Annotated in this window: 15 protein-coding genes and 2 pseudogenes; 6 read left to right on the top strand and 11 right to left on the bottom strand. The window is 29.3% G+C overall.

All coding sequences use genetic code 11. The features are described from left to right. Nucleotides 1–179: 179 nt before the first annotated feature. The 10 genes and pseudogenes from ssp1_RS00830 to ssp1_RS00785 all read right to left on the bottom strand — a co-directional run bounded on the left by ssp1_RS00830 (nt 180) and on the right by ssp1_RS00785 (nt 4,857). Nucleotides 180–626 (bottom strand): SMI1/KNR4 family protein, encoded by a 447-nt coding sequence (locus ssp1_RS00830; protein WP_075778311.1) that lies wholly within the window; start codon nt 624–626, stop codon nt 180–182. Nucleotides 627–646: 20 nt separating this feature from the next. Next, nucleotides 647–967 (bottom strand): HNH endonuclease, encoded by a 321-nt coding sequence (locus ssp1_RS00825; protein WP_228077282.1) that lies wholly within the window; start codon nt 965–967, stop codon nt 647–649. 227 nt (nt 968–1,194) lie between these two features. After that, nucleotides 1,195–1,314: pseudogene (locus ssp1_RS11980) on the bottom strand (hypothetical protein); the annotation flags it as partial. A gap of 5 nt (nt 1,315–1,319) precedes the next feature. Next, nucleotides 1,320–1,694, bottom strand: coding sequence for a hypothetical protein (locus ssp1_RS00820; protein WP_107532628.1), 375 nt, complete (start codon nt 1,692–1,694; stop codon nt 1,320–1,322). Nucleotides 1,695–1,707: 13 nt separating this feature from the next. Continuing rightward, nucleotides 1,708–2,322 (bottom strand): DUF5080 family protein, encoded by a 615-nt coding sequence (locus tag ssp1_RS00815; RefSeq protein ID WP_118828073.1) that lies wholly within the window; start codon nt 2,320–2,322, stop codon nt 1,708–1,710. A 130-nt stretch (nt 2,323–2,452) separates the two neighbouring features. Next, nucleotides 2,453–3,097, bottom strand: a complete 645-nt coding sequence (locus ssp1_RS00805; protein ID WP_049425576.1) for a DUF5079 family protein — start codon at nt 3,095–3,097, stop codon at nt 2,453–2,455. Nucleotides 3,098–3,202: 105 nt separating this feature from the next. After that, nucleotides 3,203–3,595, bottom strand: a complete 393-nt coding sequence (locus tag ssp1_RS00800; protein ID WP_075778314.1) for a DUF5084 family protein — start codon at nt 3,593–3,595, stop codon at nt 3,203–3,205. A gap of 1 nt (nt 3,596) precedes the next feature. After that, nucleotides 3,597–3,986 (bottom strand): DUF4064 domain-containing protein, encoded by a 390-nt coding sequence (locus tag ssp1_RS00795; RefSeq protein ID WP_075778315.1) that lies wholly within the window; start codon nt 3,984–3,986, stop codon nt 3,597–3,599. A 17-nt stretch (nt 3,987–4,003) separates the two neighbouring features. After that, nucleotides 4,004–4,378: a cystatin-like fold lipoprotein gene (locus ssp1_RS00790; protein WP_002451416.1), complete on the bottom strand. Its 375-nt coding sequence runs from the start codon at nt 4,376–4,378 to the stop codon at nt 4,004–4,006. Between the two features lie 14 nt (nt 4,379–4,392). Further along, nucleotides 4,393–4,857, bottom strand: a complete 465-nt coding sequence (locus ssp1_RS00785) for a DUF5083 family protein (protein ID WP_118828071.1) — start codon at nt 4,855–4,857, stop codon at nt 4,393–4,395. Nucleotides 4,858–5,183: 326 nt separating this feature from the next. Between ssp1_RS00785 and ssp1_RS00780 the strand changes: the two genes are divergently transcribed. The 6 genes and pseudogenes from ssp1_RS00780 to ssp1_RS00755 all read left to right on the top strand — a co-directional run bounded on the left by ssp1_RS00780 (nt 5,184) and on the right by ssp1_RS00755 (nt 11,251). Further along, nucleotides 5,184–5,795, top strand: coding sequence for a DUF5067 domain-containing protein (locus ssp1_RS00780; RefSeq protein WP_075778316.1), 612 nt, complete (start codon nt 5,184–5,186; stop codon nt 5,793–5,795). Nucleotides 5,796–5,898: 103 nt separating this feature from the next. Further along, nucleotides 5,899–7,384: pseudogene (locus tag ssp1_RS00775) on the top strand (DUF6583 family protein). A gap of 154 nt (nt 7,385–7,538) precedes the next feature. Then, nucleotides 7,539–8,705 carry an ABC transporter permease gene (locus ssp1_RS00770; RefSeq protein WP_075778318.1) on the top strand — a complete coding sequence of 389 codons (1,167 nt, stop codon included), beginning with the start codon at nt 7,539–7,541 and terminating at the stop codon, nt 8,703–8,705. Further along, a complete protein-coding gene (locus ssp1_RS00765) occupies nt 8,702–9,622 on the top strand; it encodes an ABC transporter permease (protein ID WP_075778319.1) in 921 nt (306 codons plus the stop codon). Before ssp1_RS00770 ends, ssp1_RS00765 begins: the two co-directional genes overlap by 4 nt. Before the next feature lie 15 nt (nt 9,623–9,637). Next, nucleotides 9,638–10,312, top strand: coding sequence for an ABC transporter ATP-binding protein (locus ssp1_RS00760; RefSeq protein WP_075778320.1), 675 nt, complete (start codon nt 9,638–9,640; stop codon nt 10,310–10,312). Between the two features lie 24 nt (nt 10,313–10,336). Then, nucleotides 10,337–11,251 (top strand): hypothetical protein, encoded by a 915-nt coding sequence (locus ssp1_RS00755; protein WP_075778321.1) that lies wholly within the window; start codon nt 10,337–10,339, stop codon nt 11,249–11,251. Nucleotides 11,252–11,430: 179 nt separating this feature from the next. Here the strand turns inward: ssp1_RS00755 and isaB are convergent, their stop codons facing one another. Next, a complete protein-coding gene (gene isaB, locus ssp1_RS00750) occupies nt 11,431–11,958 on the bottom strand; it encodes an immunodominant staphylococcal antigen IsaB family protein (protein ID WP_075778322.1) in 528 nt (175 codons plus the stop codon). Nucleotides 11,959–11,966 lie beyond the last annotated feature (8 nt).

The following is an 11,966-nucleotide window of genomic DNA, read 5'->3' as shown; positions in this document are numbered from 1 at the left end:
GAAGCTAAGTAATTTGTTTACCTAACTTCCATAAATTAACATAACAGTTTTATTTGGCAGAGAGACTCATTTTCTCACTTTTTAAATATTATCTATTGAATACAAACGTTCTTCTACGCTTATTTATACACAGTATCAAAGTTATTTGTGATTCCCACTATATTTTCATAAAATATATTTTATTTATATTGTATTTTCTCTATGAATTTTGTAAATGACTCAGCTATAAAATAAGTGTTTTCTTCGTCATTGGATGATTCGAAATTATGTCCATCATCCCAGAAATATATTCCTTCATATCCTTCTAATAAAATCAATACTATAAATCCTTGTGACAAATCATTACCTATTATAATTGATTCTTCAATTAATTCCGATTCATATTCATCCATCCAATATTCGACGTTCGTAACATCATAAGGTGTATCGAATCCATATAATACTTCCGTATATATATTATCATTTAATTCATCTATTTGTATTTTGTTCATGTTTTCAATATCGAAAAAAGCACCATTATTCTCCAACAAAAATTGCTTGTAATCGTTCGGTAAAGTAACGCTATATTTTTGTTCTAACCATTTAATGTTTTCTTTAGATATTTCTCCAAAATTTTTAAATTTCATTAACTTCACCTTCTAATATTTTAATTTTTTCTTTTTAGTGACATTCCACCTCTATGGGTGAATTCTCGATGAATTTTTTTATTTACTTCTTGCATTGTTTTTCCATCTTCATGATGGTGCCAAGTATTTTCAATTCTTTTCTTTCGTTCAGCAAATGCATCCGCTTTTTTAAAATCGGTGTAATAGTCATTAAAACTATTAATATCAACTTCTTGCTCTACAAGACCTGCTCTTTTAAAATCTGGATATCCATTTTTATACGCAACTTTAATACCATCCTTATTGGTATAAATCCAAGTTCCATTCTCATCTATCTTAATTTCCCCACCCTTTTTTGCCATTTAGTTGGATTTGGAGAATTTTTTGGTTTGTTTACGCTATCTTTTATTCGACTACCTTCACTCTTTACCATACTATCTTTTGGTGTGTGTGTCACTTGATGATTTGGTGTGAAACTACGTTGAATATTCTATATAGATATTCGGAATTTCATAACAAAAAATGGAGTAGATGAATCCTTTTAAACTCATCTACTCCATTCTTATATATTATTGTTTATAGTAAAAAATCATCTTAATCCAAGTACAGGTAATAAATTAAGAACAAAAATAATAACTGCTACAATTATTGAAATTTGTAGTAATTTAACACCTTTGGCTTCATCATATTTTTTATATTTCACGCTACATTTTTCTATTTAACAAATTTAAATTCATCTTCTTTATTTTTCTTCATTAAATGCTTTTGTTCTTTTCCTTTATAATCATATTTATATTCCACTTTTTGAATTAAATCATTATGTGCAAATTTGTATGTAGAACCTTCACCAATTCTATCAGGTACATCAATGTTTAGTTTCCAGTCGATTTCCATTTTCAACGTTTTGCTTTTTTTATCATATTTAACAGAATCTTCTTTGATTGTATACTTGTCACCTTGCTGTTTAGCTAATTTAACTTGTTCATCTACATTCTTCTTCACTGATTTCGGTAAGTCATCTTGAGAATTGTGACTACATCCAACTAGACAACAACTCATTACAATTAATATATATAACAATTTTTTCACTGTATTTATCCACCTATCTTTGTATTAGTAATATCACTATGAAAATAAATAGCCAAATTGCCATTAATAATGGTCTTATTGATATGAGTCTCCATCGTCCTTTTGTCATTCTGAAAATGATATCTATAATAATGTAAATCACAAATATTACGATAAAAATATATATTATGATAATGTTTCCAAATGTAAAATCTTCTTTATACTGTGATGATGCTTTGATTGACATTGTGATCATAAATATAAATGAGATCAATAATGATATTATGCCCTTATATTTAGCTATTTCTAAATTAATTTTCATACTTTCAATTTTGTCATATTTATGTTGTGTAATCATTTTATCTGATGACTTTGTTAGCTCTTGAATCTTTACTTTCAAAGGCCTAGACCACAACCCCCTTACACCCATAATTCCATACAACAACACACCTATATTTAATATGAGCATCAAGTTTTCAAACTGATTTGCACTTTCTTCTTTTATAAAAATCACAGGTATTAAATATAAAATAAGAGCTAAAATATATGTCATTATTGGCAATACTTTAAGACCGCCCGAATGCATTACTGATGTAAAATGCACCAAATAAAATAAACCAAACACGATAATCACAAGTATAATATCCATTATGTGTTAGAGACCTCCATCACTTTGACCTTTACATCAACCCAATTCAAATCATCTATTTCATTTATGATATGATAATATGGTGAAATTCTTCTTTTGAATAGTTTGAAAGAATAGAAAGTCTCATTAACTATTCTCCTTTATAATTATTTTTTACTAAGCCGGTATAAATTCGACCAAAGAGTAAAAAATATTGAGTGACTAAAAGATTACTAACAAACATCATCATCATATTAAAAATAATTAAAAAGTGTGATTCGGCAACATCGGGGATTAATATATATTCTACAATTTTTTGAATATAAATAGTTGATGCTATAATCTTTAAAGTTAAAATCCAAATTGATTTATCACCTTTTAGCCAAACAGGGGTACTACTCATTAATAAGAGACTACAAATATGCGCACTTGCACAAACTATGAAAAACAGGAAACCAACAACCCAAAAGTTAGTAAGTTTAATATGATTTTCTTCTGCCATAAAAAAATATACATTATAAAAAGATAAAAAAGTAGAATAGGCAGTTAAACACCCTACTATAAGATAACGTTTGGCTGTCTTTAATTTAATGTTTTCACTCTTTTCAAATAATTGGATGAACCCCAAAAATATTATTATAATTTCTATTACTGTAGTAATTAATAAATAAATTGGTGTACTTTCGATAGTTAGACTAAAAAAGTACTGCACACCTGCCATTAATATCGTTACTAATGAAAGTACATTCATCACTTGAACACTTGGTTTACGTAACTTTTTTAAACTTTCTTCCATTAATTCATCCCCTTTATTTCGTGTATATGTCGCTTTCTAACACATATATATAAACCAATAGGACAGTATTCTCATCACCCCGTCCTAAACTACATTCTATTCGTTTTATTGTCTTAATCGTGATTGTTGTATTTTATATACAAACCATGTACCAATAGTAAATAAAATAATGCCAATGATAAATAATGGTAATCCTAACGTATTAAAAGTTTCACCGTATAATTTTGTTCCTATATCATTAAAATCAGTTTTCATTACAAAGTAAAATAGAATGGACATCAACGTTATCACAGCGTATGTTCCAATGATTGACAAATATATTGTTGGTTTTGAAACAGATTCAAGTGCTTTTGAATTTTTATGTGGTGTGTAGACAAATAACCACATAACATTCAGTGCTACCATTCCAAAGCTGCCTACACATAGAATAAATCCATAATCACTTATTAAACTTAAAATACCTGCAATTGTTAAAAGTATCCACCAAGTATATTTCATACTACGACACTTCTTTTCTCGTTTTGTTATAACTTAAGATAGAAATACCACTGATTAACCAAACAATAAATGTTAATAGATTAGCACTGATCACTGCTCCAATAATATGCAAAATACCACTCATTTTATTATTCACAAATAACTTTTTCATAGCGAAAATACCTAATAAATCTGAAACTAAAGAAATAACAAATAAAACGGCAAATACCGTAACGAATGTTGCTTGAGCTGTTTCTGGACTTTGTAATGTTTCCTTTCCATTAACTGTTGTAGTTAAATCCGGTTGTATAATGCCTGTAGCTGATAAAATTAAAAATAATAAAAACAATAATGTTAAAAAGCTTTGAATGATAACGCCAATTAAAGACGTCACTTTAATTAATTTTTCCATTTTCTCTCTCCTATAATTCAGTTTACTTTGATATCTTTATAATCAGCTTTATGTTCTTTAACATATGTTTCTGCGTCGAAATGCTCTTTATAGTATATTTTATCATCTTTAAATACATAAGGTATAAAAAATAGATTACCACTATTTTTGAATGCTTTATAACTTATTATAATAAGTTTACCTTCATCAAATACGTATGTGTTTACTTTATCTTTATCAAATTCTGGTATGAATTCATCATCTTTTTTTACCATTTCTTTATGTGTTTCTTGCTGAATTTCCATAATTTTATTTATTTTACTTTGATATTTGTTTTCCTCTTGATTATCACTACAACCACTATTCAATATACTTATCAATATAACTAAAACACCTAAAATTAGTTTTTCCATTATTAACTCCTTAATCAACGGTTTTTGGTAAAAATGTCTTTCAACTCAAATGGTTTTCTATCAGGTTTTATAAAGTATTCCCAAAAATGATAAGCAGGTTGTCCCGACTTTTTATTTTCTCTAAATGAGCGAACATGTAAAAATCTAAAATAAAATGGAATCGCATATAAACCTGGAATCATATATAGAATTGACAATACCTTTGTGACTTTAACTCTATTAGCTAATTCAACATTTGTTTGATCATATTGATAATTTTTCAGTATTTTAAAATAAAAAATAATTTCTAACAATATGGTAATAACATATACACTCATAATTGAAATATAAGAATATAAAGCAACTTTATCACTAAAATCCCAACCGTACTGCAAGCGATTATTCATTAATTCTGCTAACATCGGTGCAAACACTGTCATTATAAACGGAATAATTTCAAAAGATAAAAATAGCTTATTGATTTTCTTTATATTTTCCATTGCTTCTCCTCTGCATTACTTTTTATTTTTTTACTAACTCTTAATATTATTAGACAAAATTCAATTTAACTCTATTAGATAATTGTGCTTTTAAAACAATTTGGTATTACAACTATACAAAAATTTAATTAATCATAATCCATGTAAATATACTGTTTATCTATATATTTTAAACTAAATATTTTCAAATAAAAGTATTACTATTATATCTAATAAATGCTATACTATTTACCATAAATATTCATTATTTTAATATACATTTAATATTAAAACTTGAATGTTTTATTACATACTTTTACTTTTATAAAATTTTGGAGGTTGTGACTATGAAAAAATTATTAGCTTTACTATTTGCGTCAGTTTTAATCTTAGGCGCTTGTGGTAGCAAAGATGATTCTTCTAAGGATTCATCAGATAGTGATTCATCAAACAAATCATCTGAAAGCAAGAAAGATTCTGGTAATACTGATTCTGTTAAAGTTGATTCTTCTGACGATGATAAAAAGAAATCTGACTCTAAATTCGAAAATGATAAATTAACGAGTAAAGATTTTGACATTGAAATTTTAGATACTGAAATCGTTGATGCAAGTAAATATGCAGAAGATGACAAACCAAATATTGCTATTGTTTATGGTGTTAAAAAGAAAACTGATAAAGAAGATGTAACGGCATCATCAGCATTCGATCTAAGCTTTGAAGCTTACCAAGATTCTAAAGATGTTAAAAGAGAATTAAGATCTGGGGATGCTTACGATAGTGAATTAGATAAAAAATACGGCGATAACGATACTGACGAAATTAATAAAGGCGGTAAAGTTAAAGCAGTTAAATTCTACAAATTAAAAGATACTAAAACACCTGTAACACTAAAGGTTAAAGATCCTAACGATTATAGCAACGATAATCTTGCTAAAAAGGAAATCAAGTTAAAATAATACAAGTAAAGTGGCTGGATAGATTGTTCGCAATTATTTGGCCACTTTTGTTAAATAAATCAATTCTAATTGGGGATAACAGCAAATTTTGGGAGGATACGATATGTCGAAGAAACTTAAAATCATCTTACCTATCGTGGTCGGATTATTACTTGTACTGGGAATAGCTTGGGGCGTATATGCTTTTATTACTAATACACCCAAGAATACATATTTATTAAGTGAAAAGAAAACAGCTAAGAACTTAAATTCATATGTAAATGATCGTTTCGAAAATGAAATGAAATTCCAAGAAAAATATAACGATAATTCATTCTTATCTAAATTCGAGGTTACTGCAGATGCCTCTAAAGATTTTATCGAAGATCTTGGATTACCTAAATCTGTAGTAGATGGTACAAAACTTAAAGGTACCGTTGGTCATGATCCTAAAAGTAAGAAAAGTACTGTCAGTTTGTCACCTACAATCGTTGATGAAGAAATCGGTAAATTCCAAACTAGTGCTGATGATAAAAATCAATATTATCAATCACCGTTCTTCAAAGATACTTATAGTATCAAAAACTCCGAAATCATTGATGGATTAGCTGAATTACAAGATGTTGATGCATCCGAACTTAAAGATAAAGGCTATTCAAATGTTAATTTCAACCTGAATAATCAACTGGGTGTATTGCAAACTCGACAAGATGATGTTGACAAAATAACTAAACGCTATACAGATTTAATCGCGGATAAGCTAGATGATGATGACTTTAAAAAAGGCGATAAAGAAAAAGTGAAAATTGATGGGGAAACTAAGAAAATCAAACCTGTTACTTTAACTATTAGTAGAGAAAAAGCTAAGAAAATAACAGTAGCCGCATTAAAAAAAGCAAAGAATGACAAAGAACTTTTACGACTTTCAAACATGAATGAAAAAGAGTATAACAAATCAATAAAAGATGCACTCAAAGATGCACAGGATGCTCAAGATAAAGATTTCCCTAAAATCGAATCTAAAATTTATCAAGAAAAGCACCAAATATTAAAACGAGATATTACTATTACTGATTCAGATGACAAAAAAATCACTATCAAAGGTACAAATAAAATTGATGATGATTTAAAAGTGGATTACAAAGTGTCTGGTAATGATAATACTTTTGAAATTAAAGGTACATCTAAGAAAAAAGATGATACTTACAAAGATAAATACACATTAACAAGCAGTATTGACTATGATCGCTATACACTTGATATCGACAATAAAGAGACCCAAAGTGATTCAAAACGTAAAGATGCTGGTACTGTAACTATAGATGATGGTACAGATAACTATGATATTGACTATGAAAATAATTTAGATACTGATACAAAGAATAATCAACAAAAACAGAAGCTTAATGTAGAGTTTAAAATAGAAAATGAACCTATTAACATCATTTTAAATGCAGATACCAAATTAAAAGAAAAAAATTGACTTTGATACAAAAGGTGCTAAAGATTTTAATGATTTATCTGAAAAAGACAAAGAAAAACTAGCCAAAGAAATCAATAAAAGTTATAAAGATAATTTCAAAAAAATAACTAAAAAATTAGAAGATTAAGTAGCTAGAGAATGATATATCAAATGCATTTTCAAACTATTGATTGGCTCATACCCCTATCCATTTCAATATAGGATATCGTAGCCAATACAACCATACGGGGTGGGACATAATTTCCACCCCATTTTTCATATCATTTAATAGGAGTGGGTATATGAAAGCATTAAAATTGTTTCACATCTACCACTCTTTTTTATTGAAGAAGTGGTATTTATTTTTATATTTATTACTGATGATTATGGCTTTAATCACGACACTAACAATTCTACAACAACTTAACCAAGATCAGTCATCTTTCAAGATAGGCATCGTCGACAAAGATCATTCCAAAGAAACTCAACTTATTTTAGGGTCTGTCGGTAAAGGGAGTCACTTAGGTAAAAATGTCTCTCTCAAAAAGCATGACGAACATCAAGCACATCAATTATTACAACAACAGAAATTACAAGGCTATTTTGTCTTTGATAAAGGTATGACTAAGGCTTTTTATAAAAACGGCAGTCTTCCTATTTCAGTTTATACATATGACAAACAGTCCACTAAAAGTGTAGTCATTAACCAACTCACTCATTCTGTGTATGACCGCTTAATGTTGTCAATGGGAGGCATTCTAAGTTTCACTCATCTTGCGGATAAGCCTTCTGACAATGAGACATTAATGACGATGACTGACATGCTATTTACAGGTCTCAATCGTACTGGTGCCTTCGATTATGAACCTATCAATATCTATGATACTGGTAGTTATTATGTGGTGACTGGTTATTTACTTTCAATATATATCCTATGTCTCTCACTCTATACTGTACTTAAAATGAACCAAGAATCTGCATTAAAAGAGCGATTACAAATGTTTCACTTTTCCTATGAGAAACTCACACTTGTCCGTGGGTTTATCGCTTGGTTTTACACGTTACTATGGTCAGCTATAGGATTTATTTGGATTCATCATACACTAGATAGTCCCTTTAGAAATTACAATTGGCCTACAGTAACTATTGAATTACTATACTTTGTAACAATGATGATCTTATGCTTAATCATAATCGATTTATTAGCTAAATCATGGTTGAATCTACTATTAAAAGTCGGTTTAAGCATCATAATTATTGGATTTTCTGGTATCACTGTCCCAACCATTTTCTTCCAACATATATTTAATAATATGATAGTCAGTCAACCATTTAGTTTAGTCACTAATCAGATGCTAGAAATTACATTAAATAATTACATTTTAGATACACACCCTGCTTTTTATTCTAGTTTGGTTGTATTGATTGTGATGTTAATACTTGTACTTGTTTGGAGGTATCGCCGATGAAACCTTATATTCAACTTGTGATTAAAAAACAATGGCTAGCTTATTTGATCTTGATATTGACGATTGTCTTAACATTAACTGCCTTATGGTTAGGTCAAAAATCTGCAAACCAAACGTTTAAAATTCCAATAGCAGTACAAGATATGAGTCATACCCAATCATCTAAGCAACTCATACATCAAATTAATCAAAGTAAATATGTTGATGTGCGTCAATTATCTGAAGACGACTTTTATATCGATGATTTAGTAAAGAAAAAGGAAGTCATGGCAAGCCTACAAATTCCTAAAGACTTTGATCGCAAACTTAAAGACAACAATTTAAAAGCTGCCTTGCCGTTATATGGACGTGATGATTTCATAGGTAGTATCGCCATTGAAATCATAAGTCGTTCCTTATATGAACAGCAAATTCCAAATATTATATATGAACATTTAAGTGATATAAAACAATCTAAAACAATGTCAGACATTCAAAAGCAATACAACAAAGACACGCCCAAATCACAAATGACTACGCATGCAATCAATCATAATGCCAATCAATCTATCTCTATCGGCATTGTATTTGCCGTTGTGATATGGGTCAGTGTGATTCAAATTCTATTACATCAACGTCTTAAGCAAGATGCACCACTTCATCGACTATTCCTGACTAACAATAGTCAGCACAAACTCTACAGTACCTATATCATCACGCACGTTCTGATTTTATTAGCTGTATTATTACTCATTAGTATAGGCATGCACCAACCTTTGAGTATATGGTTTTACTTGAAATCAATCATTATATTAGTAGTTTACGAGTTCGGTATGGCATTACTTCTATTTAAAGTAAATGTCTTAAGTCATCGTCTATTTATGGCGATTGTGTATGCCATCATATTAAGTGTGGTTTATATATGGATTCAATTATGAAGGAGTGTGATAAATATGATAGACGTTCAAAACGTAGCGAAACATTATAAGAAGAAGCACATTTTCGATTCACTAAATATGTCATTTCAGAACAATCTCATCACGATTCTATTAGGTGAAAATGGTGCAGGTAAGTCTACGTTATTACGCTTAATTGCTGGTATTGAAAAGGTCGATGCAGGTAGCATTCAATATTTTGGAATGGCATTAACTAAACGTCAAATCAGACAATTAGTGGGTTATGTACCACAAGACATCGCATTATTTGAACATATGACAGTTATTGAAAATATTAACTTTTTTAAATCACTTTGTGAGCACCCTATTTCAGAAGATACGATTCAAAGTTATTTAAAACAACTCAATTTTGATGACACTAAAGCTAAAGTTTCGAAGCTATCTGGTGGTAATAAAAGAAAAATCAATATATTAATCGGACTACTTAGCCAACCTAAGATTTTAATTCTAGACGAACCAACTGTCGGTATCGATCTCGAATCTAGATATGATATCCATCATTTATTAGAACAATTAAAATCTCAATGTTTAATTATTATGACCACACATCATTTAGATGAGGTTGAAGTATTAGCTGATCACATTAAAATTATCGGTCAAAATCCTTTTTATCGTCATGTTCTTGAAGACAAAGGGATGGCTTATGAAAAATATAATAATGCATTAACTTAAAACATAGTTAAAGGAGAATTTATTATGAAAAAATTAATTAGTGTATTTATTTTAGCCTTAGTATTATGTTTAGCAGGTTGTAGCAATAGTAATAATGATAAAGATTCACATAAAAATGATGAGAAAAAATCAGAATCTAAAGCTAAAAGTAAAAGTGAACGTTTTAAAGAATACGATGACAATAGTGAAGCGTATGAAGAAGCTAAGAAAAAGTATAATAAACAAAAACCAATCTCTATGCTTAATAAATTAGATCCAATAATGACAGATAAAACTTTTACTAATCAAAAAGGAATGCAAGGTTGGAAAGATTATAAGAAATTAATGGATAAAGTAAAGCTTGCTGATTATAAATATACTAAAGAATCTAAGGGTTCTTCATTAGACGATGTTGATGCATTTTTCAAAGATAAAAAAGATGTAAAACGTCAAAAAATGGATGCAGGCGAAGATGGTATTAAGCAAGTTAATTATTGGTATGTCACTGGCTCTGGTAAAAAAGTCGGCAACACTAATTACCCAGAATATTATACTGAAATCATGACTAAGTATAAAGACGGTAAACTTATTTATGCTTCTGTTGAACCAGGTCTATATCATGTAAGTTTCAGTGATGCTGTAGAAAATAAAGATTTCACTAAAGTTAAAAATTTAAACCAATTATTAAAACTTAACCAATCAAAACCTGTACCATATAGTGTAGCTCAAATGAATTATGAAGCACTTCCAGTTACTAATGTGTCAATCTTAGTTAAAGGTGAAAAGGAAAAAGACGATTCTAACTATTTAGCTTATTTTAATTTCTCACCTGTTAAGTATGATAAAGATAAAAATCATGAAGTAGTGAGTGTTAATGGCGCTCCGTTTGAAAGTGCACAAGCAGACTTTGGTAACTATGCTTATGTCGCTATGCAAAAAGGCATGAAAGACGCCGAGTAATATAAAAATATCCTCAACTTAAATGGATGAACACCATTGAATATAGAGTGATGATTGATTCACACTTTTCAATACTATTCATACCACAAGTTGAGGATTTTATATTTATGTTTCTTCATTTAGAGTTCTTTTTTTATATAATAATCTACCTTTAGACAAACCGCAGACTTACCCTTACCTTATCCTTCTGCATTCACTTGACCGACTGTTACAGTTGATACATAGCCTTCTTTAACTACAAATTGTAACCTTGTAGCATCACTTTGATAAACATAAATACCATCATCAGGATATTGTGCATCATTACTTGTATGTGGGATATGTTTTAGCTTTGATGAATCATATACGTCCTTCATCTGTTGTAATGACACACTTGGATTTGCTACTGAAAATCTCACACTCGATGCTGAATGGGAATCGATAACTGTGATATCTTGATCAAACACATGCTTGTTATACGTTGATTTTCCATCATCGTTTGATACAACTTGGTAACCATTAAATGAAACAGTTCCTTTATCTAGTGATTTTAGAAATGATTCATCTAGTAAAAATTGTGCGTGATTACCGACATTTCCCGATTGTTTAAACTGAGTATCATGGATATCAGTATTTACAGATGACATATTTGCATGTGCTGAACCATTCATCGGTATCACAGTTAACGTACAAATTAACACGAGACCTGACCATCGAATTAATTTCATTTTCAATC

Source organism: Staphylococcus sp. M0911, from assembly GCF_003491325.1.
Taxonomy (GTDB): Bacteria; Bacillota; Bacilli; order Staphylococcales; family Staphylococcaceae; genus Staphylococcus; species Staphylococcus warneri_A.
Note: the sequence above shows the minus strand (reverse complement) of the source record. Positions and strands in the feature narration are given on the sequence as shown.

Bases quoted from the DNA above. Each gene is read 5' to 3' on its own strand.
- ssp1_RS00805 (WP_049425576.1), bottom strand. From the start codon at position 3,097: ATGGAAGAAAGTTTAAAAAAGTTACGTAAACCAAGTGTTCAAGTGATG.
- ssp1_RS00770 (WP_075778318.1), top strand. From the start codon at position 7,539: ATGAAAGCATTAAAATTGTTTCACATCTACCACTCTTTTTTATTGAAG.
- ssp1_RS00755 (WP_075778321.1), top strand. From the start codon at position 10,337: ATGAAAAAATTAATTAGTGTATTTATTTTAGCCTTAGTATTATGTTTA.
- ssp1_RS00815 (WP_118828073.1), bottom strand. From the start codon at position 2,322: ATGGATATTATACTTGTGATTATCGTGTTTGGTTTATTTTATTTGGTG.
- isaB (WP_075778322.1), bottom strand. From the start codon at position 11,958: ATGAAATTAATTCGATGGTCAGGTCTCGTGTTAATTTGTACGTTAACT.
- ssp1_RS00785 (WP_118828071.1), bottom strand. From the start codon at position 4,857: ATGGAAAATATAAAGAAAATCAATAAGCTATTTTTATCTTTTGAAATT.
- ssp1_RS00795 (WP_075778315.1), bottom strand. From the start codon at position 3,986: ATGGAAAAATTAATTAAAGTGACGTCTTTAATTGGCGTTATCATTCAA.
- ssp1_RS00830 (WP_075778311.1), bottom strand. From the start codon at position 626: ATGAAATTTAAAAATTTTGGAGAAATATCTAAAGAAAACATTAAATGG.
- ssp1_RS00790 (WP_002451416.1), bottom strand. From the start codon at position 4,378: ATGGAAAAACTAATTTTAGGTGTTTTAGTTATATTGATAAGTATATTG.
- ssp1_RS00800 (WP_075778314.1), bottom strand. From the start codon at position 3,595: ATGAAATATACTTGGTGGATACTTTTAACAATTGCAGGTATTTTAAGT.
- ssp1_RS00780 (WP_075778316.1), top strand. From the start codon at position 5,184: ATGAAAAAATTATTAGCTTTACTATTTGCGTCAGTTTTAATCTTAGGC.
- ssp1_RS00825 (WP_228077282.1), bottom strand. From the start codon at position 967: ATGGCAAAAAAGGGTGGGGAAATTAAGATAGATGAGAATGGAACTTGG.
- ssp1_RS00760 (WP_075778320.1), top strand. From the start codon at position 9,638: ATGATAGACGTTCAAAACGTAGCGAAACATTATAAGAAGAAGCACATT.
- ssp1_RS00765 (WP_075778319.1), top strand. From the start codon at position 8,702: ATGAAACCTTATATTCAACTTGTGATTAAAAAACAATGGCTAGCTTAT.